Origin of the sequence: Streptomyces sp. NRRL S-118 (assembly GCF_000716335.1) — a bacterium.
Classification (GTDB): Bacteria; Actinomycetota; Actinomycetes; order Streptomycetales; family Streptomycetaceae; genus Streptomyces.
Map to the genome: position 1 here is coordinate 1 of NZ_KL591021.1, position 24,826 is coordinate 24,826.

At 70.3% G+C, this 24,826-nt stretch carries 29 protein-coding genes; 15 read left to right on the forward strand and 14 right to left on the reverse strand.

What is annotated here, in order from left to right:
• Nucleotides 1-441: 441 nt before the first annotated feature.
• Together IH00_RS0127915 and IH00_RS0127920 are read right to left on the reverse strand one after the other, a co-directional pair.
• Nucleotides 442-1,146, reverse strand: a complete 705-nt coding sequence (locus tag IH00_RS0127915; protein ID WP_031078355.1) for a cytidylyl-2-hydroxypropylphosphonate hydrolase — start codon at nucleotides 1,144-1,146, stop codon at nucleotides 442-444.
• An 82-nt stretch (nucleotides 1,147-1,228) separates the two neighbouring features.
• Entirely contained in the window at nucleotides 1,229-2,629 is a 1,401-nt protein-coding gene (locus IH00_RS0127920) for a class II fumarate hydratase (protein WP_031078356.1), read from the reverse strand.
• Between the two features lie 106 nt (nucleotides 2,630-2,735).
• Between IH00_RS0127920 and IH00_RS0127925 the strand changes: the two genes are divergently transcribed.
• Entirely contained in the window at nucleotides 2,736-4,274 is a 1,539-nt protein-coding gene (locus tag IH00_RS0127925) for a ricin-type beta-trefoil lectin domain protein (protein ID WP_031078359.1), read from the forward strand.
• A 64-nt stretch (nucleotides 4,275-4,338) separates the two neighbouring features.
• On the opposite strand, the gene IH00_RS0127930 is transcribed toward IH00_RS0127925, so the two are convergent.
• Nucleotides 4,339-6,006, reverse strand: coding sequence for a fumarate hydratase (locus tag IH00_RS0127930; protein WP_031078360.1), 1,668 nt, complete (start codon nucleotides 6,004-6,006; stop codon nucleotides 4,339-4,341).
• Nucleotides 6,007-6,192: 186 nt separating this feature from the next.
• Between IH00_RS0127930 and IH00_RS0127935 the strand changes: the two genes are divergently transcribed.
• Complete coding sequence (locus IH00_RS0127935) at nucleotides 6,193-6,858, forward strand: DUF1707 SHOCT-like domain-containing protein (protein WP_031078362.1); 666 nt, start codon at nucleotides 6,193-6,195, stop codon at nucleotides 6,856-6,858.
• 176 nt (nucleotides 6,859-7,034) lie between these two features.
• The gene (locus IH00_RS0127940; protein ID WP_031078364.1) at nucleotides 7,035-7,409 is read left to right on the forward strand and encodes a WhiB family transcriptional regulator; all 375 of its coding nucleotides are present in this window, start codon (nucleotides 7,035-7,037) and stop codon (nucleotides 7,407-7,409) included.
• Nucleotides 7,410-7,538: 129 nt separating this feature from the next.
• Here IH00_RS0127940 and glpX read toward each other — a convergent pair whose 3' ends face one another.
• Nucleotides 7,539-8,570: a class II fructose-bisphosphatase gene (gene glpX, locus IH00_RS0127945; RefSeq protein WP_031078366.1), complete on the reverse strand. Its 1,032-nt coding sequence runs from the start codon at nucleotides 8,568-8,570 to the stop codon at nucleotides 7,539-7,541.
• Nucleotides 8,571-8,700: 130 nt separating this feature from the next.
• On the opposite strand from glpX, the gene IH00_RS0127950 reads away from it, so the two are divergent.
• On the forward strand, nucleotides 8,701-9,237 hold the full coding sequence (locus tag IH00_RS0127950) for a DUF4245 domain-containing protein (protein WP_031078368.1): 537 nt from the start codon (nucleotides 8,701-8,703) through the stop codon (nucleotides 9,235-9,237).
• A gap of 79 nt (nucleotides 9,238-9,316) precedes the next feature.
• Here the strand turns inward: IH00_RS0127950 and IH00_RS0127955 are convergent, their stop codons facing one another.
• The 3 genes from IH00_RS0127955 to xseA all read right to left on the reverse strand — a co-directional run bounded on the left by IH00_RS0127955 (nucleotide 9,317) and on the right by xseA (nucleotide 11,511).
• A complete protein-coding gene (locus tag IH00_RS0127955; protein ID WP_031078369.1) occupies nucleotides 9,317-9,907 on the reverse strand; it encodes a malonic semialdehyde reductase in 591 nt (196 codons plus the stop codon).
• 130 nt (nucleotides 9,908-10,037) lie between these two features.
• A complete protein-coding gene (locus IH00_RS0127960) occupies nucleotides 10,038-10,271 on the reverse strand; it encodes an exodeoxyribonuclease VII small subunit (protein ID WP_031078372.1) in 234 nt (77 codons plus the stop codon).
• A gap of 10 nt (nucleotides 10,272-10,281) precedes the next feature.
• Nucleotides 10,282-11,511, reverse strand: a complete 1,230-nt coding sequence (gene xseA, locus IH00_RS0127965) for an exodeoxyribonuclease VII large subunit (RefSeq protein ID WP_031078374.1) — start codon at nucleotides 11,509-11,511, stop codon at nucleotides 10,282-10,284.
• A gap of 413 nt (nucleotides 11,512-11,924) precedes the next feature.
• Between xseA and IH00_RS0127970 the strand changes: the two genes are divergently transcribed.
• Complete coding sequence (locus tag IH00_RS0127970) at nucleotides 11,925-12,971, forward strand: 4-hydroxy-3-methylbut-2-enyl diphosphate reductase (protein ID WP_199819822.1); 1,047 nt, start codon at nucleotides 11,925-11,927, stop codon at nucleotides 12,969-12,971.
• A gap of 30 nt (nucleotides 12,972-13,001) precedes the next feature.
• Nucleotides 13,002-13,745, forward strand: a complete 744-nt coding sequence (gene ppgK / locus IH00_RS0127975; protein ID WP_031078377.1) for a polyphosphate--glucose phosphotransferase — start codon at nucleotides 13,002-13,004, stop codon at nucleotides 13,743-13,745.
• A gap of 105 nt (nucleotides 13,746-13,850) precedes the next feature.
• Here ppgK and IH00_RS0127980 read toward each other — a convergent pair whose 3' ends face one another.
• Nucleotides 13,851-14,492: a DUF6542 domain-containing protein gene (locus tag IH00_RS0127980; protein WP_031078379.1), complete on the reverse strand. Its 642-nt coding sequence runs from the start codon at nucleotides 14,490-14,492 to the stop codon at nucleotides 13,851-13,853.
• Nucleotides 14,493-14,666: 174 nt separating this feature from the next.
• Here IH00_RS0127980 and ychF point away from each other — a divergent pair, with 174 nt between their 5' ends.
• The 5 genes from ychF (at nucleotide 14,667) to IH00_RS0128005 (ending at nucleotide 18,211) form a co-directional block, all read left to right on the forward strand.
• Nucleotides 14,667-15,755, forward strand: coding sequence for a redox-regulated ATPase YchF (ychF, locus tag IH00_RS0127985; protein WP_031078381.1), 1,089 nt, complete (start codon nucleotides 14,667-14,669; stop codon nucleotides 15,753-15,755).
• Nucleotides 15,756-16,025: 270 nt separating this feature from the next.
• Complete coding sequence (locus tag IH00_RS0127990; protein ID WP_031078382.1) at nucleotides 16,026-16,526, forward strand: hypothetical protein; 501 nt, start codon at nucleotides 16,026-16,028, stop codon at nucleotides 16,524-16,526.
• A gap of 141 nt (nucleotides 16,527-16,667) precedes the next feature.
• On the forward strand, nucleotides 16,668-16,874 hold the full coding sequence (locus IH00_RS0127995) for a hypothetical protein (protein ID WP_031078384.1): 207 nt from the start codon (nucleotides 16,668-16,670) through the stop codon (nucleotides 16,872-16,874).
• A complete protein-coding gene (locus IH00_RS0128000) occupies nucleotides 16,858-17,382 on the forward strand; it encodes a DUF6879 family protein (RefSeq protein ID WP_031078385.1) in 525 nt (174 codons plus the stop codon). Before IH00_RS0127995 ends, IH00_RS0128000 begins: the two co-directional genes overlap by 17 nt.
• Nucleotides 17,372-18,211 carry a helix-turn-helix domain-containing protein gene (locus tag IH00_RS0128005; protein ID WP_031078387.1) on the forward strand — a complete coding sequence of 280 codons (840 nt, stop codon included), beginning with the start codon at nucleotides 17,372-17,374 and terminating at the stop codon, nucleotides 18,209-18,211. The genes IH00_RS0128000 and IH00_RS0128005 overlap by 11 nt, the downstream gene beginning before the upstream one ends.
• A gap of 549 nt (nucleotides 18,212-18,760) precedes the next feature.
• Here the strand turns inward: IH00_RS0128005 and IH00_RS37760 are convergent.
• Together IH00_RS37760 and IH00_RS0128020 are read right to left on the reverse strand one after the other, a co-directional pair.
• Nucleotides 18,761-19,438, reverse strand: a complete 678-nt coding sequence (locus IH00_RS37760; RefSeq protein ID WP_158827954.1) for a hypothetical protein — start codon at nucleotides 19,436-19,438, stop codon at nucleotides 18,761-18,763.
• Between the two features lie 62 nt (nucleotides 19,439-19,500).
• A complete protein-coding gene (locus IH00_RS0128020; RefSeq protein WP_031078392.1) occupies nucleotides 19,501-19,773 on the reverse strand; it encodes a hypothetical protein in 273 nt (90 codons plus the stop codon).
• Nucleotides 19,774-20,106: 333 nt separating this feature from the next.
• On the opposite strand from IH00_RS0128020, the gene IH00_RS0128025 reads away from it, so the two are divergent.
• Together IH00_RS0128025 and IH00_RS42915 are read left to right on the forward strand one after the other, a co-directional pair.
• A complete protein-coding gene (locus IH00_RS0128025; protein ID WP_158827956.1) occupies nucleotides 20,107-20,562 on the forward strand; it encodes a hypothetical protein in 456 nt (151 codons plus the stop codon).
• Nucleotides 20,559-20,825, forward strand: a complete 267-nt coding sequence (locus IH00_RS42915; protein WP_158827958.1) for a hypothetical protein — start codon at nucleotides 20,559-20,561, stop codon at nucleotides 20,823-20,825. Before IH00_RS0128025 ends, IH00_RS42915 begins: the two co-directional genes overlap by 4 nt.
• A gap of 55 nt (nucleotides 20,826-20,880) precedes the next feature.
• Here the strand turns inward: IH00_RS42915 and IH00_RS0128035 are convergent, their stop codons facing one another.
• The gene (locus IH00_RS0128035; protein ID WP_031078396.1) at nucleotides 20,881-21,273 is read right to left on the reverse strand and encodes a hypothetical protein; all 393 of its coding nucleotides are present in this window, start codon (nucleotides 21,271-21,273) and stop codon (nucleotides 20,881-20,883) included.
• A complete protein-coding gene (locus tag IH00_RS0128040) occupies nucleotides 21,273-21,524 on the reverse strand; it encodes a hypothetical protein (protein WP_018845686.1) in 252 nt (83 codons plus the stop codon). The genes IH00_RS0128035 and IH00_RS0128040 overlap by 1 nt, the downstream gene beginning before the upstream one ends.
• A 773-nt stretch (nucleotides 21,525-22,297) precedes the next feature.
• Between IH00_RS0128040 and IH00_RS0128045 the strand changes: the two genes are divergently transcribed.
• Nucleotides 22,298-22,582: a hypothetical protein gene (locus tag IH00_RS0128045; RefSeq protein ID WP_031078400.1), complete on the forward strand. Its 285-nt coding sequence runs from the start codon at nucleotides 22,298-22,300 to the stop codon at nucleotides 22,580-22,582.
• Complete coding sequence (locus tag IH00_RS0128050) at nucleotides 22,564-22,977, forward strand: PIN domain-containing protein (RefSeq protein ID WP_031078403.1); 414 nt, start codon at nucleotides 22,564-22,566, stop codon at nucleotides 22,975-22,977. Before IH00_RS0128045 ends, IH00_RS0128050 begins: the two co-directional genes overlap by 19 nt.
• Nucleotides 22,978-23,352: 375 nt before the next feature.
• Here the strand turns inward: IH00_RS0128050 and IH00_RS0128060 are convergent, their stop codons facing one another.
• Together IH00_RS0128060 and IH00_RS0128065 are read right to left on the reverse strand one after the other, a co-directional pair.
• A complete protein-coding gene (locus IH00_RS0128060; protein ID WP_031078404.1) occupies nucleotides 23,353-23,601 on the reverse strand; it encodes an SCO4226 family nickel-binding protein in 249 nt (82 codons plus the stop codon).
• 86 nt (nucleotides 23,602-23,687) lie between these two features.
• Nucleotides 23,688-24,788: a pyridoxal-phosphate dependent enzyme gene (locus IH00_RS0128065; protein ID WP_420710931.1), complete on the reverse strand. Its 1,101-nt coding sequence runs from the start codon at nucleotides 24,786-24,788 to the stop codon at nucleotides 23,688-23,690.
• Nucleotides 24,789-24,826: the final 38 nt, after the last annotated feature.

Consider the following 24,826-nt stretch of genomic DNA (forward strand, 5'->3'; position numbering starts at 1 on the left):
CGCGGGCCCGCCGCGGACGCGGGGCCCTGGGCGCGTGCGCGCGCCGAGGGCGCACCGGAGCCCGGCGCGCCGGGGGGCGCGGGAGCAGGCACCGCGGGGGCCGCGGCGGGCGCCGCCGGGGGCGCCTCCTGCCGCGGCCTGCTGCGTTCCTGCGGGCGGGCAGCACGAGGCTGCCTGCCGTCGTGGGAGGTGGGATGCTCCGTCACGCGTGGGATTCCGTCCGTCCGGGCCGGTTGGGCGATGCAATCGCTCTGTCAGGCGCTATACCCGCTCTGCGGGCCCCGCCGACAGGGGGCCTGGGTTCCGTGCGCGGATCGGGCACGGCTCCACCCCCCTCATGGATGACTTACGGTCAGGTCCTGTTGTGTGCTCAGTCGTTACTGACGCGCGGACTTGCGGAGGACGATCCTACGTTTGCCCCCCAGGGGCGCATCAAGGGTCTCACGGAGCGGTCCGCGCCGGGGCGCGATCCCAGTCCCTGGGCAGCTCCGGTACCGTCCAGCGCGGGTCAGGCCGCCAGTCCTCCCAGCCGTCCGCGAACGGCGTTCCCCACGCCCGGATCACCTCGACCGCCGCCCGCCCCGCCTCCTGGACGCGCCGCGCCCGCGCCGGGCTCATCAGGCCGCTGCGCTGCGCCTGGGCGAACTCGTCCTCGTCGCGCCACAGCCATGTACGGTCCGGGAAGACGGAGATGTCCAGGAAATGGTCCTCGGAGTCGACGCCGCCCGCCCAGCGCAGGCGGGGTTCCTCCAAGTTGACGTACCAGCTGCGGAAGCGCCAGCCGCTGTCCCAGAACAGCCACACCGACCAGGGGTCGGCCGGCCGGGCCAGCTTCAGCACGCCGCTGCCGGCCCACCGGGCGCGCGTGGTGGTGCGCGGTGCGGTGTAGCGGGTGGCGAGCGGCTCCTCGTGCACGGGGGTGCCGTCGGCGAGCACCGGTTTGACGCACTCGGTGCCGGGCGCCATCCAGACGGCGAGGAGGTCGTCGGTGTCCTGGACGACCGTCACCGGGCGGCAGATGTGGACGGCGTCGCCGCCGTTGTCCCGGTACCGCCACAGGATCTGCGTGCCCGGCGCCCAGCGCACGCCCCGTCCGTCGCCCGCTCCCGTTCCCGCCTCGTGTCGTCCCGTCGTCTCGGCTGTCATGCGCAGATCTTAGGGGTGCGCCGCCGGCCCCGCCGCGACGCAGATCACGGGCGGCGAGGTGGTCGGCGTACGGAACCGCAGGTCAGGGCCGGGTCATCCGCAGGACGTCCAGGGCTTCGTCGAGCTGCTGGAGCGTCAGGTCGCCGCGCTCGACGTACCCCGATGCGAGGACGACCTCGCGGATGGTCCGGCGTTCGGCGAGCGACTTCTTGGCGACCTTCGCGGCCTCCTCGTACCCGATGTACTTGTTGAGCGGGGTGACCACGGACGGCGACGACTCGGCGTACTCGCGGGCCCGCTCGCGGTTGGCGGTGATCCCGTCGACGGTCCGGTCGGCCAGCAGGCGGGAGGCCCGGGTGAGCAGCCGTACCGACTCCAGCAGGTTCTTGGCGATGACCGGGAGCATCACGTTCAGCTCGAAGTTCCCGGCGGCGCCTGCCGCCGCCACGGTGGCGTCGTTGCCGACGACCTGCGCGGCGACCATCAGGACGGCCTCCGGGATCACCGGGTTGACCTTGCCCGGCATGATCGACGACCCGGGCTGGAGGTCGGGGAGGTTGATCTCGGCGAGGCCGGTGCGCGGCCCCGAGGCCATCCACCGCAGATCGTTGGCGATCTTGGTGAGGGAGACGGCGATGGTGCGGAGCTGGCCGGACGTCTCGACCAGCCCGTCGCGGGCCCCCTGCGCCTCGAAGTGGTCGCGTGCCTCGGTCAGCGGCAGCCCGGTCGCGGCGGCGACCTCGGCGATGACGGCGGCGGAGAAGCCGCGCGGGGTGTTGATGCCGGTGCCGACCGCGGTGCCGCCGAGCGGCAGTTCCGCGAGGCGGGGCAGCGAGGCGTGCAGCCGCTCGACGCCGTACCGCACCTGTGCGGCGTACCCGCCGAACTCCTGACCCAGCGTCACCGGGGTGGCGTCCATCAGGTGCGTACGCCCGGACTTGACGACGTCCGCGAACTCGGCCGATTTCCGCTCCAGCGAGGCGGCGAGGTGCTCCAGGGCCGGCACGAGGTCCCGGGTGACGGCGGCGGTGGCGGCGACGTGGATGGAGGAGGGGAAGACGTCGTTGGACGACTGGGACGCGTTGACGTGGTCGTTGGGGTGGACGGCGCCCGGACGGCCGAGCCGTTCGCCGGCGAGCGTGGCCAGCACCTCGTTGGCGTTCATGTTGGAGGAGGTTCCGGAGCCGGTCTGGAAGACGTCGACGGGGAAGTGCTCGTCCCAGCGGCCCTCGGTGACCTCCGCGGCCGCCTCCTGGATGGCCCCGGCGATCTCCCCGTCCAGCACGCCGAGCTCCGCGTTGACCTTCGCCGCGGCGGCCTTGATACGGGCCAGCGCCTCGATGTGGGCGCGCTCCAGGCGCTGCCCGGAGATGGGGAAGTTCTCCACCGCCCGCTGGGTCTGGGCACGCCACTTGGCGTGGGCCGGGACCCGCACCTCGCCCATGGAGTCGTGCTCGGTCCGGTACTCCGGTACGTCGTTCATGGTCGTCAACCTCCTGTGAAAGTTGAGCACTTGTCTTGTTCTGCGTATTCCCAAGGCGACTACCGGCCAGTAAAAACCGTGGGTAACCCCACTTCCAGGAGGCGCAATGACGCGCACCAGAACCAGGCTGCGAGGACCCGTCGCGGCCGTGGCCGTACTCGCCGCGGCGCTCGCCGGGACGACCGCCGCCACGGCCCCCGCGCACGCGGCCGCCGCAGGGCAGCGCACCGCCGCCACCGCCGCATCCGTCCCCCTGCCGCCCGAACTGGAACGGATCCGCGCGGCCGAGGCCACCGCGCTGTACGGCAGCCCCGAGGAGCGGCCGCTCGCCGAGCGGAAGACCGGCCTGATCTCGCTCGGCGACAGCGAGATATCCGGCGAGGGCGTCGGCACGTACGACCCGGGCACCAACCGCCCCGGCAACTGGTGCCACCGCTCGCCCGAGGCCGCGATCCACCGCACCGCCATCCCCGCCGACGTCACGTACAACGTCTCCTGCTCGGGTGCCTCCACCGCCAACATCCGCATCGGCGGCAGCAAGCAGTACGCCGACGAACTGGTCCAGAGCGACAGCCTCGCCGTCAAGGCCCGCAACACCCGCATCAAGATGGTGCTGCTGGTGGCCGGGGCCAACGACGACCTCCAGTTCGGCCCGGTGATGACCGACTGCGTCACCCGCTACCTGACCCTCCAGGGCCCGTGCGAGCCCAAGTACGCCCCCGGCTGGCAGGCCCGCGTGGACGGTCTGGTGCCGAAGGTCGAGCAGACCGTGCGCGACCTGCGCACCGTGATGCGCGACGCCGGGTACGCCGACGGCGACTACAAGCTCGTCGTCATGGGCTACCCGAGCCCCATCGGCCCCGACTTCCGCGACAACCCGGACTTCTCCACCAAGCTCGCCTGCGGCGGGCTCGGCCACGACTCCGACACGGTCTGGGGCCGCAACACCGCCGTACCCGCCTTCGAGCGCGGCATGCGGCGCGCGGCGGCGAACACCGGCGCGGTCTACCTCGACAACTCCCGCCTCTTCCACGGGCACGAGGTCTGCATGGACTCCGCGTGGGCGCGCGGGCTGTACATCGACCTGTCCAAGCCGGGCCTGCCGGACGAGAACTCCGTCCGCCAGTCCTTCCACCCCAACGCCGCCGGCCACGCGGCCTTCGCCTCCTGCCTCACCCAGCTCTACGGCGCCGGGGTGCGCGAGGCGAGCTGCGCCGACCCGGCGTCCACCGGCCGTCCGGTGCTCCAGCCGGGCGCCTGGGACGACCTGTTCGCCCCGCTGCGGAACGAGGCCACCGGCACCTGCCTCGACGTCACCGGCTCCGTCACGCGCAACGGCACCGCGGTGGGCGGCTGGGACTGCCACGGCGGCCGCAACCAGAACTGGTGGTACGACACCGCGCAGTCGTCGGTGCGGACCCAGCTCACCCACGACCGGTGCCTGGACGTCCCCGGCGCCGCCTACCAGGCCGGCAAGGCCCTGGTCCTGTGGAACTGCTCCGGCGCGGCCAACCAGCGGTTCGTCCGTCAGGGCGCCACGTTGCGCCCCGCCGCGGCCCCGTCCCTCTGCCTCACGCTGGCCGCTGCGCAGGACCCGCTGCGCCTCCAGCCGTGCGACGGCTCGGCGAAGCAGCGCTTCGCATAGCGGCGCCGTACGGCGACGGGCCCGGTCACCGTCACGGTGACCGGGCCCGTATCGCGCCGGGGGGTCAGGCCAGACCCGGGCCGCGCACCGGGATGGTGGTGAAGGTCGGGGCCGGGGCCGGGTCCTGGAAGAAGTCGTTGCCCTTGTCGTCCACCACGATGAACGCCGGGAAGTCCTCGACCTCGATCCTCCAGACCGCCTCCATGCCGAGCTCCTCGTACTCGACGACCTCCACCTTCTTGATGCAGTCCTGCGCGAGACGCGCCGCCGGGCCGCCGATCGAGCCCAGGTAGAAGCCGCCGTGCGCCGCGCACGCGTCCGTGACCTGCTGGGAGCGGTTGCCCTTGGCCAGCATGACCTTGGAGCCGCCCGCCGCCTGGAACTGCTCCACGTACGAGTCCATGCGGCCGGCCGTCGTCGGGCCGAACGAACCGGAGGCGTAGCCCTCCGGCGTCTTCGCCGGGCCGGCGTAGTAGACCGGGTGGTCCTTCAGGTACTGCGGCATCTCCTCGCCCGCGTCCAGCCGCTCCTTGATCTTGGCGTGCGCGATGTCGCGCGCCACGACCAGCGGGCCGGTCAGCGACAGCCGCGTCTTGACCGGGTACTTCGACAGCTCCGCGAGGATCTCGTCCATGGGCTGGTTCAGGTCGATCCGGACGACGTCGCCCTCCTCGGCGAGCTGCTCGTCGGTCGTGTCCGGCAGGAAGCGCGCCGGGTCCGTCTCCAGCTGCTCCAGGAAGACGCCCTCCGCGGTGATCTTGGCGACGGCCTGGCGGTCGGCCGAGCAGGACACGGCGATCGCCACCGGGCAGGACGCGCCGTGCCGCGGCAGGCGCACCACGCGCACGTCGTGGCAGAAGTACTTGCCGCCGAACTGCGCGCCGATGCCGATCTTCTGCGTCAGCTCGAAGACCTTCTCCTCCAGCTCCTTGTCCCGGAAGCCGTGGCCGAGGACGGAGCCCTGGTCGGGGAGCTCGTCGAGGTAGTGCGCGGAGGCGTACTTCGCTGTCTTCAGCGCGTACTCGGCGGAGGTGCCGCCGACGACGATCGCGAGGTGGTACGGCGGGCACGCGGCCGTGCCCAGCGAACGGATCTTCTCCTCCAGGAACTTCATCATGGAGGCCTCGTTGAGGACCGCCTTGGTCTCCTGGTACAGGAACGACTTGTTGGCGGAGCCGCCGCCCTTCGCCATGAAGAGGAACTTGTACGCGCCGCCGTCCGTCGCGTACAGCTCGATCTGCGCGGGCAGGTTGGAGCCGGTGTTCTTCTCCTCCCACATGGTGAGCGGGGCCATCTGCGAGTAGCGCAGGTTGAGGTTCTTGTACGCGTCGTGGATGCCGTGGGAGAGGGCCTTCTCGTCCTCGCCCCCGGTCAGGACGTTCTGGCCGCGCTTGCCCATGACGATCGCCGTGCCGGTGTCCTGGCACATGGGCAGGACGCCCGCCGCCGCGATGTTGGCGTTCTTCAGCAGGTCGAGCGCGACGAACTTGTCGTTGCTCGACGCCTCCGGGTCGTCGATGATCTTGCGCAGCTGCGCGAGGTGCGCGGGGCGCAGGTAGTGCTGGATGTCGTGGATCGCCTCCGCGGCGAGCTTGCGCAGCGCCTCCGGCTCGACCTTGAGGAACGTACGGCCGTCGGCCTCGAAGGTGGAGACCCCCTCGGCGGTCACCAGGCGGTAGGGCGTGGTGTCCTCTCCCAGGGGGAGCAGATCGGAGTACGCAAACTCTGGCATGACGGCCATTCCTCACTCGGCAGACAGCGGCGCGGCCTCCATTGGCAGCGCGCCCACAAGCGTAGAACGCCCCGAGCCGCCCGAACCTGTGAGGTAAGGCTCAGTTCCCCGCGTCCTCGCGCCGCACCGGCGCGGTCCGGTCGTGACCTCTGGTCGCGATCTATCGCGTTTCGCTACGCTGGAGGCGTGGACCTCGAGAAGCAGCCCCAGCAGCCGCCCGCCGCGCCCGTCACCGCCGAAGCCCTCCGCGCCTCGGACGCCGACCGCGACCGGATCGCGGACATCCTGCGGGACGCCCTCGCCGAGGGGCGCATCGACGCGGAGGAGCACGCGGAGCGGATCGACGCCGTCTACCGCGCCAAGACCCTGGGCGAGCTCGAGCCCCTCGTACGGGACCTGCCCGCCGCCCGGGCGCCCCGCGAGCCCGCCCCCGTGTACGCGGACGGCCCGGACGAGGCCGCCGTGCCGGCCGAGAAGCTGGTCGCGGTCCTCTCCAGCTCGACCCGCAAGGGCCGCTGGCGCGTCGGGCGGCGGACCCACGCCTTCTCGCTCTTCGGCAACGTCGAGATCGACCTCACCGAGGCGATCTTCGCGCAGCGCCTGACCACCATCAACGCCACCTCGGTCTTCGGCAACGTCGAGATCCGCGTCCCCGAGAACATCACCCTGCGCGGCAGCGGCACCGGTGTGCTCGGCAATTTCGAGGTCGTCACCCTGGAGGCCGCGGACCCCGAGGCCCCGGTCGTCGTCGTCAACGGCTACGCGGTCCTCGGCAACGTCGAGGCCAAGCCCAAGCGCGGCAAGCGCATCGCCGACCTCCACCAGCGCATGCGGAAGCACCTCGGCGCCTGACCGTCCGTGCGGCGCCCGGCTCCCGTGCCCGGCGCCCCGCCGGCCGTGCGTCGGCTTTCGGCCGACCCGAATCCCGCCTGCCGGACGGGGGCGCCACTCAGTGCATAGGCGCGCGCACAACGGGTAGGCCTTGCTGCATCGTCTCTCGCTCGCGAAGCCGTCGTCAGGAGTAGACCGTGCTGCAACTGCCGCATCAGCCCCTCCAGGTCGCCGCCGTCCCTGCCCCGCGCCTTCCCGCGCGAGAGGACCAGGCCGGGCCGTGGCACAGCGAGGCGGTGTGCCGCCGGGACGAAGCAGGCTTGTTCTTCGCCCCCTCCAAGGAACCGACGGCCGCCCGGCTGGCGCGCGAGGAAGCCGCCAAACGCGTCTGTGCGCGCTGCCCGGTGATGGTCGAGTGCCGGGAGCACGCGCTGCTCCAGCCCGAGCCGTACGGCGTGTGGGGCGGCCTCACCGCCGCCGAGCGCCGCGTCGTGCTCGCCCGGCGGCGCCGTCGCGAGGTCGAGCTCAGGAAGGCGGCGGCCTCCAGCGGGCCGATCGCCGCAGCGGGCTGACGGGCCCCGTCCGCCCGGCCCGTACGGGAAGGGGCGCTCCCACCGCACATGGGGGCGCCCCTGTTCGTGTTCCACGGGGACGGGCCGGAGGCCCGTCGAGGGTCCCGGGGGCTCATGCCCCCGCGGGTGTCACTTGGCGCGGTCGAAGTCGATCTGGCTGTAGGCGCGCAGCTTCGACAGGCGGTGCGTCGAGTCGATCTGCCGGATGGTGCCCGACTTGGAGCGCATCACGAGCGACGAGGTGGTCGCCGTCTCGGCGCGGTACCGCACGCCGCGCAGCAGCTCGCCGTCGGTGATGCCGGTGGCGACGAAGAACACGTTGTCACCGCTGACCAGGTCGTTCGTGGACAGGACACGGTCCAGGTCGTGGCCCGCGTCGATCGCGCGCTGCCGCTCCTCGTCGTCCTTGGGCCACAGCTTGCCCTGGATCACGCCGCCCAGGCACTTGATCGCGCAGGCGCTGATGATGCCCTCGGGGGTGCCGCCGATGCCCATGAGCAGGTCCACGCCGGTGCCCTCGCGCACCGCCATGATCGAGCCGGCCACGTCGCCGTCCGAGATGAACTTGATGCGCGCGCCGGTCTCGCGGATCTCCTTGACGATGCCCTCGTGGCGCGGGCGGTCCAGGATGACGACCGTGACGTCCTCGGGCGAGGAGTGCTTGGCCTTGGCGACCCGGCGGATGTTCACGGACACCGGGGCGTTGATGTCGACGTAGTCGGCGGCCTCCGGGCCGGTGACCAGCTTGTCCATGTAGAAGACCGCGGACGGGTCGAACATCGTCCCGCGGTCGGCGGCCGCCAGCACGGCGATCGCGTTGGGCATGCCCTTGGCGGTGAGCGTGGTGCCGTCGATCGGGTCCACGGCGATGTCGCACTCGGCGCCGGTCCCGTCGCCGACCCGCTCGCCGTTGAACAGCATCGGGGCTTCGTCCTTCTCGCCCTCGCCGATCACGACCACGCCGTTCATCGACACGGTGGAGACGAGGGTCCGCATGGCCCTGACCGCCGCGCCGTCGGCGCCGTTCTTGTCGCCGCGGCCCACCCAGCGGCCGGCCGCCATCGCGGCGGCCTCGGTGACCCGGACCAGCTCCAGGGCGAGGTTGCGGTCGGGAGCCTCGGGGGAGACCTCGAGCTCGGACGGCAGATGATTGTCGGTCATCGGTACGCACCTTTCTGTACGGCGACGGCCGCAAGTGGTGAAGAGGGTGCTGCGACTCTATCGGTAGGTCGACATATTGAGCAGAGGGGCCCACGTATGAGCAGGCCAGGCTGATGCGACCATAGGGGGCGTGGCAGGTATGCGAGGCAAGCGGACAGTACGCGGGATGTTCCAGTCGATGGCGGTCATCGGTGCCGCCGCCGGTGTGATCTACCTCTTCGTCCCGCACGACGAGAAGGCCGACCCGATCAAGCCGGTGGACTACCGCGTCGAGCTGCTGACGGCTCAGCGCGCCGCCCCCTACCCCGTGCTGGTGCCGGAGGGCCTGGCCGAGGGCTGGACGCCGACGTCGGTGACGTACGAGCGCCAGGAGGGCGACGCCTGGCACCTGGGCTTCCTGTCACCGGACCGGCAGTACGTGGCGGTGGAGCAGTCCACGGCGTCGCCGGAGAAGTACATCGCCGAGGTCAGCCACGAGGCGGCCGACACGGGCCGCACGCAGCAGGTGGCGGGGCGGACCTGGCAGCGCTGGGAGGGTCCGAAGTACGACGCCCTCGTGCTGCGCGAGAAGGGCGTCACGACCGTGGTGACGGGTACGGCGCCGTACGAGCAGCTCGCGGAGATGGCGGCCGCGCTGAAGCCGTCGAAGGACGCGCCGAAGCCGTGAACGACGACGGCGGCCCCGGGCACCACGTGCCCGGGGCCGCCGTTCACGTCTGCCGCCCCGGCGGGGCGGCGCGCGCCGGTCAGACCGTCGTGACGACGTCCTCGAACGCCAGGCGCGGGCTGCGCGGGAACCAGGCGTCGTCGCCCGGCTTGCCGATGTTCACGACCATGAGCGGGGTGTGGTCGTCGTCCAGGAACTCCTTCTGGACGCCGGCGAAGTCGAAGCCGGTCATCGGGCCGGCGGCGAGGCCCGCGGCGCGGACACCGACGATGAAGTAGGCGGCCTGGAGGGCGGCGTTCAGTGCGGCGGACTGCTCGCGCACCGGGCGCTCCGCGAAGAACAGCTCCTTGGCCTGGGGGAAGTGCGGCAGCAGCTGCGGGAGCTCCTCGTGGAACTCGTTGTCCGCGGCGAGGATCGCGACCAGCGGGGCGGAGGCCGTCTTGGCCTGGTTGCCCTCGGCCATGAGCGGCACCAGGCGCTCACGGGCCTCGGCGGAGCGCACGAGGACGACGCGCAGCGGGGTCTGGTTGAACGCGGTGGGGCCGTACTTCACCAGGTCGTAGATCGCCTGGACCTGCTCCTCGGTCACCGGCTCGTCGGTGAAGGTGTTGGCCGTGCGGGCCTCGCGGAAGAGGAGGTCCTGGGCGGCGGGGTCAAGAACGAGGGACATGCTCGTACCTTTCGCAGGTGCGGAGGATCAGGCGATGTCCCGACCGTACGCCGGAGATAGGTTAACTTTCAACTAAGGTGAGGTCCGCGTGATCCACCTCACTGGCCGCTCGCTCCGCCTCGCCGGCTGTTCACTCCTCCTCGCGGTGGGACTCGGCCAGCGCCGCGTCCAGACGGGCCCGCGCGCCCTCCAGCCACCGGCGGCACACCTTCGCCAGCTCCTCGCCCCGCTCCCACAGGGCCAGCGACTCCTCCAGCGTCGTGCCGCCCGCCTCCAGCCGGCGGACCACCTCGATGAGCTCGTCGCGCGCCTGCTCGTACCCGATCGCCGTCCCGGTGCCCGTGCCCGTGGTGTCTGCTGCCATGCGGTCCACCCTAAGGGCGGGGTACGACAGCGCCGTCGGCCACGCGCACGCGGAACTCGCCCTCCGCGACACGGGCCCGCAGCTCCTCGTCCGCGGCGACCTCCTCCGGCGAGCGGACCACCGATCCGTCCGCCCGCTGCAGCACCGCGTACCCCCGCTCCAGGGTCGCGGCGGGGGAGAGGGCCACCACGCGCGCGCGGGTGTGCGACAGCTCGGAGTCGGCCCGGTCCAGCAGGTGGCCCAGCACCCGGCGGCTGCGCGCCACCAGGGCGTCCACCTCGGCCTCCCGCTCCTCCACCATGCGCCCCGGGTGCTCCATCACGGGCCGGGCCAGCGCGTGCGCCAGGCCCCGCTCCTCGCGGTCGAGCAGTCCCCGCACCGTGCGCAGGGCGCGGTCCCGCAGCGCCCGGACCCGCTCCAGCTCCTCGCCCACGTCCGGCACGACCTTCTTCGCGGCGTCCGTCGGGGTGGACGCCCGCAGGTCCGCGACCAGGTCGAGCAGCGGCGCGTCCGGTTCGTGGCCGATCGCCGACACCACCGGCGTACGGCACTCGGCGACCGCACGGACGAGCTGCTCGTCGGAGAAGGGCAGCAGGTCCTCCACGCTGCCGCCGCCGCGGGCCACGATGATCACGTCGACGTCCGGGACCGCGTCCAGCTCCTTGACCGCCTGGATCACCTGGGGCACCGCGTGCACGCCCTGCACCGCGACGTTGCGCACCTCGAACCGCACCGCCGGCCAGCGCCGCCGCGCGACCTCCAGCACGTCGCGCTCGGCGGCCGAGGCCCGGCCGCAGACCAGCCCGATCAGCTGCGGCAGGAACGGCAGCGGCTTCTTCAGGTCGGACGCGAACAACCCCTCCGCCCCCAGGGACCGCTTCAGCATCTCCAGCCGGGCGAGCAGCTCCCCGATCCCCACCGGCCGTATCTCCGCCGCCCGCAGCGACAGCTGGCCCCGCGGCGCGTACCACTCCGGCTTCGCGTGCACCACGACCCGCGCGCCCTCGGCGACGACGTCCGCGACCGCGTCGAAGACCTGCCGGTAGCAGGTCACGCTCACGGAGATGTCGTACGACGGGTCGCGCAGGGTCATGAAGACCACTCCGGCCCCCGGCCGCCGCGACAACTGCGTGATCTGCCCCTCCACCCAGACGGCGCCGAGCCGGTCGATCCACCCCCCGATGAGCCGTGACACCTCACCGACGGGCAGCGGCGCTTCGGCAGACGTATTCAGACCCATGCGGGCGAGCCTACGCGCCGCCACCGACAGCCCGGCCGATCCGGCACGGAGACGTGCCCGCCCCCGAACCCGGGACGTGCGGGCGACGCTCACCCCACGCCGCTCCGGCGTCCTCGCTGCACCGCCAGCACCACCAGTCCCACGGTCGGCACTCCGCACCCACCCCGAGTGCCGGCGTCACCGCCTGCCCCGCCGGCCCCGCGACCGCCCCGCCCGACCGGGGGTGCCGGGCACGCCGGCCGGCGCCCTGGGGGCGATTCGGAGCAGCCCGCAGAAAAGGAGGTCCCGGGAGCCGGGCGTCCGGCGCGGCCCGTCCGCGTCGCCCCGCCGCTCCGTCCCCCGCGCGCCGGTGCCCACCCTGCAGCCGGTCCCCGCACGCGGCGGATCATGTGCCGTGCCGACGCGCCCTTACGATGGGACGCATGACTGCTGCTACGCCTGCCGCCCGCCGCGTCCTCCTCGCCGCCCCCCGCGGTTACTGCGCGGGCGTGGACCGTGCCGTGATCGCCGTGGAGAAGGCGCTGGAGCAGTACGGCGCCCCGATCTACGTACGCCACGAGATCGTGCACAACAAGTACGTCGTGCAGACCCTGGAGAAGAAGGGCGCCATCTTCGTCGAGCAGACGGACGAGGTCCCCCCGGGCTCGATCGTGATGTTCTCCGCGCACGGCGTGGCACCCGTCGTCCACGAGGAGGCGGCGGCCGGCCGGCTCGCCACCATCGACGCGACCTGCCCGCTGGTCACCAAGGTCCACAAGGAGGCCGTCCGGTACGCGGGCGAGGACTTCGACATCCTCCTGATCGGCCACGAGGGCCACGAGGAGGTCATCGGCACCTCCGGTGAGGCCCCCGACCACATCACGCTGGTCGACGGCCCGGACGACGTGGAGAAGGTCGAGGTGCGCGACCCGTCCAAGGTCGTGTGGCTCTCCCAGACCACCCTCTCCGTCGACGAGACCATGGAGACCGTCGACGCGCTGAAGGAGAAGTTCCCGCTGCTCGTCTCGCCGCCGAGCGACGACATCTGCTACGCGACGCAGAACCGCCAGCTCGCCGTGAAGCAGATGGGCGCCGAGGCGGACCTCGTCATCGTGGTCGGGTCCCGCAACTCCTCCAACTCCAAGCGGCTGGTCGAGGTCGCCAAGCTCGCGGGCGCGCGCGACGCCCACCTGGTGGACTTCGCCGACGAGATCGACGAGGCATGGCTGGACGGCGTCTCGACGGTCGGCGTCACGTCGGGCGCGTCCGTGCCCGAGGTGCTGGTCGACGGCGTGCTGGAGTGGCTGGCGCAGCGCGGCTTCGAGGACGTAGAGACCGTCAAGGCGGCCGAGGAGTCGATCACCTTCTCGCTCCCCAAGGAGCTGCGCCGGGATCTGCGCGCCGAGGCCGCCGAGCTCGTGGCCCGGGCCGAGGCCCGCGCGGCGGGCGGAGAGGCCGCGGCGGACGCCGCGAAGGAGTAACCGTCCGCCCGGAGCCGTAACGTTGAGTCCATGAACGTCTTCGGAGTGGACATCGGCGGGTCCGGGATCAAGGGCGCTCCCGTGGATCTGGAGCGCGGCGATCTGGCCGAGGCCCGTCACAAGGTACTGACCCCACAGCCCGCGACACCCGACGGTGTCGCGGGCTGCGTCGCGGAAGTGGTCGGCCACTTCGGATGGTCGGGTCCGGTCGGCGTCACCTTCCCGGGCGTCGTCACCGGCTCGACCATCCGCACCGCGGCGAACGTCGACAAGGGCTGGATCGGCGTCGACGCGGCGGCGCTCCTGCGGGAGCAGCTCGGCGACGGTGTGACCGTCACGGTGCTGAACGACGCCGACGCGGCCGGCATCGCCGAGATGACCTTCGGCGCGGGGCGCGGCCGCAAGGGCACGGTCATCGTGCTGACGCTCGGTACGGGCATCGGCAGCGCCGTCTTCACCGACGGGCACCTCGTGCCGAACACGGAGCTGGGGCATCTGGAGCTGGACGGCCACGACGCCGAGAAGCGGGCGTCGACCAAGGTCAAGGAGGACAAGGACCTGAGCTGGGAGGAGTGGGCCCAGCGGGTCCAGAAGTACCTCGCCCATGTGGAGATGCTGTTCGCCCCGGAGCTCTTCATCGTGGGCGGCGGCGTGAGCCGCAAGGCGGAGAAGTTCCTGCCCCTGATCAAGGGCGTACGGGCGGAGATCGTCCCCGCGCAGCTCCAGAACAACGCGGGCATCGTCGGCGCGGCGATGGCCGCGGCCTCACACTGACCCCGTGCTCCTCGGAGGGCCGCCCCGTCCGGGGCCGGCCCTCCCGCGCGGGAGGCCCCGGCGGCGGGTGTCACGGCGCCAAGCGGTACCGGCCCGGCGGACGGGTCACGGCATGGTGCGGCGCCGGGCGACCCGGGTCGCGGCGGCCGCGGCCCGCTGGCGCCGCCCCATCTCCCGCACCTTGCGGACGCAGGTGATCAGCCCCGCCACCAGCGTGCCTCCGTACAGCCAGCCCGCGTGCACGGCGAGCGCCGTGACCACGGCCATGGTGCGGCCGCCGACGCCCCCCACCCCGCCGGCGATCGGTACGACACCGACGGCGAAGGCGATGGGCACGCTGATCGGGGCGGTGACCAGGTCGGCCTCCCGTACCCACAGCGCGGTCAGCGCGCTGACGGGCAGGAAGAGCAGCCCGTACACCAGGGGCGAGCCGTCCAGCAGCAGCCGGTCCAGGCAGCCGAGGACGAACATCGCCCCGCAGGCGAACAGCCCCGCGCCGAGACCGGTCAGCCGGGGATCGGGCAGCCGCCGCAGCCGTCGCAGCGCGAGGACGACCGGTGGCACCGGCCGCCGCCCGGGCGGGCGGGCCGCGCCTCCGCGTGGGCGCTCGGGCCGGACGTCCGGCCGCGGACCGGGCCGCCCCGCCGTGCGCGGCGGGCCCTCGGCGAGGGCGCCCTGAGGCGCGACCGGGGGGCGCCGGGCCGGCCGCGGCCGGCGCCGAGGGGGACTGTTCCGTTGCTGCTCCACCTGGACAACGTAGGTGGCACGTGGGCAGGAATCCGGCACGGGACACGCCTTTTATACGACCTTGGCCGAGAGTTCGCCTTGTGGCCGTCCCCCGGCCGCCGTCGCTGCCCGCACCGCCGCGCCCCTAAACTGGGGGGTCGGCCCACCATCCACACTTCTAGGGAAGTCGCCAACGTGTCGCTCACGATCGGAATCGTCGGTCTGCCGAATGTCGGCAAGTCGACCCTGTTCAATGCCCTGACCAAGAACGACGTGCTGGCGGCCAACTACCCGTTCGCCACCATCGAGCCGAACGTCGGCGTCGTCGGCGTCCCGGACGCCCGCCTCGCCAAGCTGGCCGAGATCTTCGGTTCCCAGCGGGTCCTGCCGGCCACCGTCGACTTCGTCGACATCGCGGGCATCGTGCGCGGCGCGAGCGAGGGTGAGGGCCTGGGCAACAAGTTCCTGGCGAACATCCGCGAGTCGGACGCGATCTGCCAGGTCATCCGCGCCTTCAAGGACGAGAACGTCGTCCACGTCGACGGCAAGGTCTCGCCGAAGGACGACATCGAGACGATCAACACCGAGCTGATCCTCGCCGACCTCCAGACGATCGAGAAGGTCCTGCCGCGCCTCCAGAAGGAGTCCCGGATCAAGAAGGACGTCGCCCCGAAGGTGGCGGCGGTCGAGGCGGCCAAGGAGATCCTGGAGAAGGGCGACACGCTCTTCTCGCACGGCATCGTCCAGGGCTCCGAGAAGGCCGAGCTCCTGCACGACCTGCACCTGCTGACCACGAAGCCGTTCCTGTACGTCTTCAACGTCGACGAGGACGAGCTGGTCGACGAGGCGTTCAAGGAGGAGCAGCGCGCTCTGGTCGCCCCGGCCGAGGCGATCTTCCTCAACGCCAAGCTGGAGGCGGACCTCGCCGAGCTCGACGAGGAGGACGCCATGGAGCTCCTCCAGTCCGTCGGCGCCGAGGAGCCGGGCCTCGCGACCCTGGCCCGCGTCGGCTTCGACACCCTGGGCCTGCAGACCTACCTGACGGCGGGCCCGAAGGAGACCCGCGCCTGGACGATCAAGAAGGGCGCGACGGCTCCCGAGGCGGCCGGTGTGATCCACACCGACTTCCAGAAGGGCTTCATCAAGGCGGAGGTCATCTCCTTCGAGGACCTGGTCGCCACCGGCTCGGTCGCCGAGGCCCGCGCGGCGGGCAAGGCCCGGATGGAGGGCAAGGAGTACGTGATGCAGGACGGCGACGTGGTGGAGTTCCGCTTCAACGTGTGACGGCTGACGCCGTGATTGGCTGAGGTGCTGGTCAGACGGTAAAACCCCAGCTCAGGGGCCAGATCTTCGGGTCTGGCCCCTTCCTGTTTTCTCTGGCTGGATCAGCCTGTTTCCTGGCCGTGTGCTGACTTGGTGCTGACTCTCGGGGCGGGTCTGTACGTGCTTTGAGCTGGGGTTTCCGGGGTGCCGTGTGAGGCCGGACAGAACGAGAGGCGCACCTGGGGAGGGCACGGGAAACCCAGTACGCATGGGGAAGGGACGCCGGGCAGGATGGGGGGAGTGGCTGCTGACCTGCTGTGGGATGACGTCAGAGGGTTCTTCGACCCTGATCTGATGGGTGCGCTGCCGGACGTGCTCGTTCCTGGGGCCTCGGTCGAGGACTGGCAGGCTGTCCTCGACCTTGTTGACGTGAGCGGATGGAAGCACCAGTACTCCGAAGGAGAGTCGGTACTTCCGGTGCCCCGGGCGGAGACAGTGCTATCCCGCCCGGCCGACGCTGAGTGCCCGCAGTTGAGGGTCTGGCTGGCTGCCGATGTGCTGGTGATCTTCCGCTTCTGTTCGTCGGACGAGATCGACTTTGATGTCGACCTGCGGGAACTCCAGGGGCAGGAGCGACTGGACTTGTTCTGCGGGTTCCTCGCGGCCATCGGTCGGCGGTTGGGGAAGCCGGTGCTGATGGATGCCGAGGGCGGCGACGGCAGCCATCCCGTACTCGGGTTCGAAGTCGAGAGCGATCGGGTCGTGATGTTGGCGGAGCCGTTCGTTCCCTGACCGCTGTTGGTTCGGGCCTCCTGGAACGACCCCTCTTTATGCGACAACGCGAATATTCGCGTTGTCGCATGGACGGCGACGGCGCCCCTCCGTACGGTCGTGATGCCGCCCCACGAGGGGCGCGAGACAGGGGGTTTCACCATGGCTCGTGAGGAACTGACCCGGCTGACCGGCAACGGGAACGGCGAGTGCGGCAAGGACGACTGCCCGAACATCTACCGGACCGCGTCCGGCTCGTTCGTCGTCCAAGGTGACGTGTCCCACGCGTTCACCGCTCCTGACGGGGAAGGGCTCGTGGAGATCCCGGAGGAGACATTGAGGGAGGCTTTCCGTGCTCTTGGCTGGTGATGCGTGGGCGGTGCGTTTCGAGCGCTTCACACGGGAGGCGTGGCGCCTTGAGACGCTGCCGCAGTACCTCATGCCGCAGGAGGCAGAGGAGTTCGCGGCGTTCCGTTCCGGAGTCCGTATCGACCCGGAGACCGTGGCGAACGAGTACACCGATCGGCTACGCCGACAGGTTGCGGAAGGGCGCACACAGGGCCGCGTTCACGTCGTCACTCGCCCTCTGTCGGAATACCTGCGCTTCGAATTCCACCACTACTACAAGGCCCATGCCTTGGCCGGCGAGCAGATCCGCATTCTCGACGTCACGGACAGGTCCAACCCGTTGGATGGCGTGCAGGATTTCTGGATGTTCGACCATTCCGAAGTGGTTCTCATGAACTACTACCCGGACGGCAGGCAGATCGGCCGCGAAGTGCACGAGGGTGATACGGCGCCGTTCATCGAGTACCAGAGGATCGCGGTATCCGAGTCGGTTCCCTTTGAGGAGTACGTGAAGGGCCTTGACCTTTGAGCCGGAGGCCCTAGGTCAATCTAGGTCAGACCTAGCGGCGGTCCTGAAGAACGAGCGCAAGCGGGCCGGATGGACTCAAGTCCGGCTCGCGAAGCGCTGCAATATGAGCCAGACAAAGATCAGCAATATTGAGGGCGGGAAGCTCACCCCCGCCATAGTCGACGTAGAGCTGATCCTTGATGCCCTCGGTGCAGAGGGGCCGCTGGCTGCCGAGATCCTCGCCCTTGCCCGCTCCGCGAACACCGAGTGGCAGGACCACTGGAGTTCGCGCCGCAGGGGGCTGGACAAGAAACAGAACGAACTAGCCAGGCTTGAGGCGGTCTCCACGGAGTTCCGCTACTTCCTGCTCTCCATGATTACCGGCCTGCTCGCTACGCCTGAGTACGTGCGCGCGAGCATCGCTGACGTTCCTGGAGACCAGTCCAAGACCATCGCGAAGAAGCTGGAGCGGCAAAGCGTCCTGGTCAATCCGGAGAAGCGGTTCACGTTCCTGTTGACGGAACAGGCCGTCAGGTGGCCATTGCTTCCGCCTTTGGAAATGGCCATGCAGATGGACCGGCTCGCGTCTGTGTCCCGTATCCCGAATGTGCGGTTGGGCGTGATCCCATTGGGAGGACACATTCCAGAGCGCCCCCTTAACACGTTCACCGTTTATGACCGTCGCCTGGCCACCGTAGAGACAGGAACAGGGGCCCTGATACTCCGGGACCACCGGGACGTGAACGTGTACCGGGAGGACTTTGAACGGTACGAGGGATACGCCGTGTGGGGTGACGACTGCCGTTCACTCTTGAACGACTGGGCCGTGATCTTTACCCGACAACGCTAATAAACGTAGGCCCCTCCGACTCGCTCGATGAAACTGGTTGCTCGCTCGGGACATTCGGTCGGGGAGGCGGCAAGCGTGAGTAATCCGAGAACGACGATGAGCGGCCCGGTGCATGTGTCTTTGCCCCGGACTCCGCCTGACCCTGCGCCCGGCTGCGGGGTGTGCGCGGCGTTGGTCTCGCAGCGCCAGGCGGCGCGCGACAGGGGCGACCTGTCAGCAGCGACGGACGCGGACGTGGAGATCCGCAACCACCCGCACCGGACACGCGGTCGGAGGAGGCCGTGAGCCGCTCTGTCCTGCGCTACATAGGGCACCGGATTACTCAGCACCCGGGCACGGACGTGACGTTCGAGGCGGAGTGCCTGGCCTACGAGTGCGGGTGGTCGGCGCAGCCGTCGGCGGATGGTGCTGCCGTGGACGTGGAGTGCATGAGCCATACCGGTCGGACAGGGCACGGGAGCTTCCGGCGCGTGTGTACGTCGTTCGCCTTGGTGGTGCGGACCGAATAGGGGCACACCCTTGGTGTGCTGGGAATCTTGACCGGTGCAGCTACGAGCCGTGCGGTGGCTTGGTGTCCCAATCGACGCGGGTCTGAAGCGTGACTGGGAGAATTTCGAGTTCGTCGTCCGCCAGAAGCAGCTCGGAGGTCTGTGCCGAGCAGCCAACGTAGGTCGACAGCAAGTCATAGTCGGTAGTGACCACCCAACTGCGATCTTGCGGCCACCAGAATTCTGGGCCGCTCTCTCCCACCAGGTCCCTCACCGATTCTCTTACGTTCTCAAGGTCGGCCAGGGAGCTGTGACGGACGAGAGGTCCGTCGTCGTCGCCCCAGAGCATGGCCGCGAGGTCGTAGGCGAAGTACACGGCCTGCTCTCCGGAAACCATGCCGAGCAGGCGAGCAAGCGCCCGTCGGCTGCGCTCGTCGAGAGCCCCATCATCGGCCACCCACAGCGGTTGTCCCGTGCTGAGCTCCTGGCGCGGCAACCACCTGTGGGATATCTCCGGGTGAAACGGAACATTAGAGTCCTGGGCCCACGACTCCCACGTGCGGCTGCGACCTGAACCGTCCGTGGCCTCGAAGCGGTGGAAGACCCGTACGTATGCCTCATAGCCGCTCGGTACAAGCTCGGACACCACGTGCCCAGGCCCGTCCTCCGAGCGGCCGAGCCGGTCGTGGAGCCACGCCAGCTCAGTTCTGTCGTACTTCCATTCACGCCTCTCCGTCATGGCACCCATTCTCGTGCCACATGGCAGCACCTTTGGGGCGTGAAGCCGGGGGCCTGTCCAGGTCAGGTGACGGGCGACGCGCACGCCATGAACGGCCCGGCAGCCTTGCTCCACGACTCGCCTCGCGCGAGAGCGGCTGCCCCCTCCGTACGCAGTGACTCGACCACGGGCGCGAGGAAGTCCGTCCGCCAGTGCTGCGCGCTCTCAGGATTCATGCCGCTCGACTCGACCACCGACCCCACCCTGGCTTCGAGGACGGCCGCGCCCTGCGCCGTGTCGTCGCCGGTCCACTCGTCTACGTGCTCGGCCACCAAGGCCCACGAGAGCTTGATCATGGGCCGGATCGTAGAGGCGATGGCGCAAGGAAGGGAGAGGGCGAAGGGGGTGGGGTATGACCCCTTGGACTGGTCACCGGCGACCGCGCTGTCTTAGCAGCGCAAATTCCGCCACGGTTCCAGACCGATCCGACCCTCAGCCGGCGACTTGCTACAGGTTGTATCCGCAGGTCAGGAGAGTGTCGAGGCTCCATCTCCCGGCGGCCTGAGCGCATAGGAATGGGGGTGTTTGCCCTCCCCGCGACGCTGGGTCCTGGCTGATGAGTCGTGCAGGGGGCGTTCATGGATGCGGAGTCGTCCCTGGCTGCCTCAGGGCGGTTAAATGCTCAGGTGGTGAACTGGGCACGGATGTACGACTGCCACGGGGACATCGATCGCGTCCCCGAGCTCCTGGCGCGCGTCGAGCGCGAGGACGACGCAGAGGCATGGGATGAGCTGGGTTACCGGCTGGTCCTTGAGTGCGACTTGGTGTTCCCCGCCAGTTTCGCCGCACTGCCGCGTCTGGTGCGTCTCGCGTCGCGGAGCGCGCGGGCGCGCGGGCTGGCCGGGACGATCGTGCGGTGCGCGGCAGGGGGCCACGGGTGCGACGATCTGCTGGCGGGCTGCGCCGACGCGATCGCGGAGTTCCGTGAGCTGCTGGATCGGCACCTGCGGTCGCGGCCAGACGACTACTTCGCGACTTTCCTCTACTTGCTCGCGGTGGAAGAGCAGTACCACTGGAGTGCGGTCCTGAGGGACTTCTCGGATGACTTCTACCAGGTCACCTGCCCCACTGCGCTGCAGAGGTGACGATCGCTATCGGCGATTACGGGCGCTACTCAGCGATCCGGGATTGGCACCTCGGTGACGTGGACCGACGCGGACTCAGGCCGGCGTCCCCAGAAAGCCTTGCCGGCGTCGGTCGGTGGATGCATGAGACTGCCGTCCGTGATGGGGAAACCGTGCTCGCCGACGGGATCGCCCATCTCTTCGGACATGCGGAATGTCCGCGCTGTGCCAGCGTCTTCAACATCGCGGATGAGTACGCGTCTTCCAATCGCCCCGTCATGTGAGCGAGGGAGTCCTCGCCCCTGGGGTAGCGGCATGTCCGGTCGGCGTGAGACTGCCTCAGACCTTGACGACCTCCACGGAAGGGTCGCACAGGAGGGTCAGGTCCTCGGGGTCGGATGTGAGGATGGTGACCGGCCGGGGTGCGTTGCGGGCGATGACGGCGAAGGCGGCATCGATGGCGTACTTGTGGCCGTGGAGGTGATGGGCGCGCAGAAGCGCGGCGGCCTGATCGGTGATCTCCTTGGTGACGTCGTGAACGTCGATGCGGGAGAGGACCCACTTGATGCGGGCCGGGTGGATGCGCTCGTAGTCGGCCTCAAGAGTGGTCATGGCGCTGGTGGCGACGCGGATGCCTTCTTCCGACGCCGCTTGGACCAGAGCCACGACAGTACGGTCCTTGCGGTAGAGCTTTGAGAGGCCTTCGCTGTCGAGCAGGAGGGTGCCGGGCATCAGGCGGCGGCCCCGCCGGCCTGTCGGTGGTCGTGGCGCAGCAGCGCCCGGGCGGCCTCGACCTCCTCGCGGGTGAGAGCTTCGTTGTCGGTCTCGAAGTCGGCGACGATCTCCCGGAGCTTGTCCATGGCGACCCGCTGTTCGAGGGCCTCGGCGACGTAGGCGGAGAAGCCGCCGGGGCCCACGTGGGCGCGTACGGCCTCGGCGAGGTCCTCGGGCAGGCTGATCGAATACTTCCTGCTACCACTCATGGTGCCGATCCTACCGGCGGTCGTATTTCTTCGTGAGGTGAATGGCCCCATGGGCAGACCGGTCGCAGTGGACTCGGCGGGGAGGCGCGATCAACGTTCCTGGTCCGTGGCGAAGCCCGATCCGCTCAGCGAGAAGCCATCCCCTTCAGGGGGGAGGAGTCACCAGGGATCGCAGGCGCCGCCGAGTCCAGCGGAGCACACTGAAGTGAGTGCGATCCGCTCCGCGAGGTGATCCGATGCGCCGGACGCTGGGCAGCGTCTGCCGCGTGGGTACCTCACGGCCCAGTACCTCGAGCTACGGACGTGACCAGCTGCTGGCGAAGTCGCACTGGAGGTCGGTCCAGCGGTGCTTTCTCGGCCTCGGAGCCCCCGCCCAGTCCGCAGCCAGTCCGCAGGACACCCGTAAGCGGCCGTCGGGAGCCAACGCATGCCGACGAGGAACTCCCAGGTCAGAGCCCTGGGTGGGGCTCCGCCGCAGGTCAGGATCAGTCCGCAGACATTCCGCTTCAACGTGTAGCAAGTGTGCTATCGCCACGTCGCTGATCTGGCATACGTGCAGGTCAGAGAGGGCCCGACTCGGAGTCGGGCTCTTTGCTGCTTCCGTGCCGGGATGGGTGCTGAGAACCTGGCCCACCTGTCATATCCCTGCTCATCCATACCGTGCTGGGATCGTGCCGGAATGGGGTGCGGACGCCCGTGCGGGGTTACGGGCCCTGCGGCGCGTGGCGAGGGGCGGCGTAGCGTGTTTCCTACTCGTTTGACACACTGAGGGCATGGGTGAGACGACGTACAGCATCGGGGAAGGGCCCGCGACACGGGTGAGTCTGTCGCTGCCGGAGGGAACCGCGGAGGCGATCCGGGCTCGGGTGGGCAAGCGGGAGTTCTCCGCGTTCATCGCCGCGGCGGTCGAGCGTGAGCTGCGCGGCCAGGTCCTTGATGAGTACCTGGCGGACTACGAGAATCGCAAGGGGCCGGTCTCCGAGCAGGCCCGGCAGCGGGCTCGGCAGATCTTCGACGAGGTGTTTGCCGAGGAGGGCGAATGGCCCGCCGCAAGCTGAGTCACGAGGGGACGCTGGTCCTTGACAGCGAGGGGCTTTCGAAGCTGCTCGCTGACGACGAGCAGGTGGTGGCTCTGATTGCCGAGGCGCGCTCGCGAGGCATGGAGGTCGTCATCAGCGCGCTCACCATCATCGAGGCCGTCCATGCCCGTACGCACGAGTCCCGCCTGAACCGGGTGCTCTCCGGACTGCGCGTGGTTTCGGTGGGCGACGAGGAGGCGAGGGCGGCCTCGAAGCTGCTGATGAACGCCGGCTTGCACGGGCACAAGTACGCGATCGATGCAGCGGTCGCTGATGCCGCGCTGCGACAGCACCGTCCCGTGGTCATGCTGACCTCTGATGTTGACGATATGGCCAAGCTCTGTGGCGATCGCGTCCGGCTCGTAACGGTGTGATGTCTCTTCCTCCGTGGTGGGAGGGGCAGTGCCCGTAGTGCCGGCTGCAGGAGCTGGGGGAGGCCGAGCCGACGACTTCCGAACCGGCCGGTTGCCGTGAGGACAGCCTTGCGCCACCGCTCCATGGCGCCGATGGACACGAGGAAGGAGGCCAGGACCGTAGGTCGCTTCGCGCTCGCAATGCGCATCATGCCGAGGGCCGTGCTTTCGCGCTGGACGTGCGGCTGCACAAGGCCGGCGCGGTGGGCGATGCGCCGGACCTGCTCGAAGTCACCGTCGAATCGGCGTGCTACCGGGCCAAATGAGCCCCCGGCCGGGCGTGTCGGGGCTCAGCCGCTCGTGCGGGGCGCCCCCGGACGATGGGGGTCAGGAGGGTCAGACCGACAGCGGGACCTCGTGGATCTCGTCGGCCGCGTGGCCGGTCCGCTCGTGGATGCGTTGCACCGCGTCCGCCGACGGGCCGGTGGACAGGCAGTAGACGGTGCCGGACGCCGGGTCCGCCCATGCCTTCTCGAAGTGGACCCCCTCCTCCTTCTCGATGGCGAGGTCGGCCTCGTGGGCCTGGCGCAGCTGCTCGGACGTGATGCCGTTCATGCCGCGGTGGACGTCCATGAATGTGGCCATGGCTCACACCTCCGGGTGGTGATGTGCGGCTTCCCCTTCCATGCTGCACCCGCAGCCGCCGCCCGGCGCGGTGCGCACGGCAGTCCTCATGGCGCCAGACCGGTCTTCGCGCCCGCACCGCACAACGGGATCACCACGTCGGCCTCCGGCGGCGCGGCCCGTACCGCCGCCCAGCAGACCGCCGCCGTCGGTTCCACGAACAGGCCCCGCCCCGCCAGATCGCGCTGCGCGGCGCGGATCCGGTCCTCCGGAACCGTCAGGAATGCGCCACCCGAGGCGCGTACGGCGCGCAGGACGGCGCGGGCCCGGGGCGGGTCGGTGATGGCGATGCCCTCGGCGAGGGTGGGCCGCGCGGGCGCGGGCTGCCGCACCTCGTCGGCGCCCGCGCGGAACGCCGCCGCCAGGGGCGCCACCGCCTCCGCCTGGACGGCCACCAGCCGGGGCCGCGCCTCGATCAGACCGTGCGCGTGGAGCTCGTCGGCGGCGAGGGCGGCGCCCAGCAGGAGCGTCCCGTTCCCGACGGGCAGCACCAGCGTGCCGGGCAGGCGCCCGCCGAGGTCCTCCCACAACTCGTACACGTACGTCTTCGTGCCGTGCAGGAAGTACGGGTTGAAGACGTGCGAGGCGTAGAAGGTGCCCGGCTCGCCGGCGGCCCGTCGGGCGGCGCGCGCGGCCGCCTCCCGGTCGCCCTCCACCACGGCCGGCCGCGCCCCGTGCGCCCGGATCTGCTCCAGCTTCTTGGGCGGCGCCGTCCCGGGGACGTACACCGTGCAGTCGAGCCCGGCGCGGGCGCAGTACGCGGCGACGGCGGTGCCCGCGTTGCCGCTGCTGTCGGCGACCACGCGGCGCGGGGCGAGACGCCGGGCGAGCTCCGCCAGCAGTACGGCGCCCCGGTCCTTGAAGGACAGGGTGGGCATCAGGTAGTCGAGTTTGGCCGAAACCGTGTCCGTGAGGCGGACGAGGGGCGTCCGGCCCTCGCCGAGCGAGGCGTACGGACCGGAGAGGGGCAGTGCCTCCTCGTACCGCCACAGCGAACCGGTCCTGCCGGCCAGCGCATCGAGGGGCACCGGTCCCGCCGTGAAGTCGAGGTCCCAGGGGCCGCCGCAACGAGGGCAGCACCAGGTCAGCGCGGATACGGGTGATCGGACTCCGCATCCCGTACACCGGTAGGAAGACGCCGTGGCCATGAACGCCAGCATGGCAGGCGTATGGCGGCTGTGTTACC

What these genes read in the sequence shown, in the direction of transcription:
- IH00_RS0127915 (WP_031078355.1), bottom strand. Translation starts at nt 1,146, where the DNA reads ATGACAGCCGAGACGACGGGACGACACGAGGCGGGAACGGGAGCGGGC.
- IH00_RS0127920 (WP_031078356.1), bottom strand. Translation starts at nt 2,629, where the DNA reads ATGAACGACGTACCGGAGTACCGGACCGAGCACGACTCCATGGGCGAG.
- IH00_RS0127925 (WP_031078359.1), top strand. Translation starts at nt 2,736, where the DNA reads ATGACGCGCACCAGAACCAGGCTGCGAGGACCCGTCGCGGCCGTGGCC.
- IH00_RS0127930 (WP_031078360.1), bottom strand. Translation starts at nt 6,006, where the DNA reads ATGCCAGAGTTTGCGTACTCCGATCTGCTCCCCCTGGGAGAGGACACC.
- glpX (WP_031078366.1), bottom strand. Translation starts at nt 8,570, where the DNA reads ATGACCGACAATCATCTGCCGTCCGAGCTCGAGGTCTCCCCCGAGGCT.
- IH00_RS0127955 (WP_031078369.1), bottom strand. Translation starts at nt 9,907, where the DNA reads ATGTCCCTCGTTCTTGACCCCGCCGCCCAGGACCTCCTCTTCCGCGAG.
- IH00_RS0127960 (WP_031078372.1), bottom strand. Translation starts at nt 10,271, where the DNA reads ATGGCAGCAGACACCACGGGCACGGGCACCGGGACGGCGATCGGGTAC.
- xseA (WP_031078374.1), bottom strand. Translation starts at nt 11,511, where the DNA reads ATGGGTCTGAATACGTCTGCCGAAGCGCCGCTGCCCGTCGGTGAGGTG.
- IH00_RS0127970 (WP_199819822.1), top strand. Translation starts at nt 11,925, where the DNA reads ATGGGACGCATGACTGCTGCTACGCCTGCCGCCCGCCGCGTCCTCCTC.
- ppgK (WP_031078377.1), top strand. Translation starts at nt 13,002, where the DNA reads ATGAACGTCTTCGGAGTGGACATCGGCGGGTCCGGGATCAAGGGCGCT.
- IH00_RS0127990 (WP_031078382.1), top strand. Translation starts at nt 16,026, where the DNA reads ATGGGGGGAGTGGCTGCTGACCTGCTGTGGGATGACGTCAGAGGGTTC.
- IH00_RS0127995 (WP_031078384.1), top strand. Translation starts at nt 16,668, where the DNA reads ATGGCTCGTGAGGAACTGACCCGGCTGACCGGCAACGGGAACGGCGAG.
- IH00_RS37760 (WP_158827954.1), bottom strand. Translation starts at nt 19,438, where the DNA reads ATGACGGAGAGGCGTGAATGGAAGTACGACAGAACTGAGCTGGCGTGG.
- IH00_RS0128020 (WP_031078392.1), bottom strand. Translation starts at nt 19,773, where the DNA reads ATGATCAAGCTCTCGTGGGCCTTGGTGGCCGAGCACGTAGACGAGTGG.
- IH00_RS0128035 (WP_031078396.1), bottom strand. Translation starts at nt 21,273, where the DNA reads ATGCCCGGCACCCTCCTGCTCGACAGCGAAGGCCTCTCAAAGCTCTAC.
- IH00_RS0128040 (WP_018845686.1), bottom strand. Translation starts at nt 21,524, where the DNA reads ATGAGTGGTAGCAGGAAGTATTCGATCAGCCTGCCCGAGGACCTCGCC.
- IH00_RS0128045 (WP_031078400.1), top strand. Translation starts at nt 22,298, where the DNA reads ATGGGTGAGACGACGTACAGCATCGGGGAAGGGCCCGCGACACGGGTG.
- IH00_RS0128050 (WP_031078403.1), top strand. Translation starts at nt 22,564, where the DNA reads ATGGCCCGCCGCAAGCTGAGTCACGAGGGGACGCTGGTCCTTGACAGC.
- IH00_RS0128060 (WP_031078404.1), bottom strand. Translation starts at nt 23,601, where the DNA reads ATGGCCACATTCATGGACGTCCACCGCGGCATGAACGGCATCACGTCC.
- IH00_RS0128065 (WP_420710931.1), bottom strand. Translation starts at nt 24,788, where the DNA reads ATGGCCACGGCGTCTTCCTACCGGTGTACGGGATGCGGAGTCCGATCA.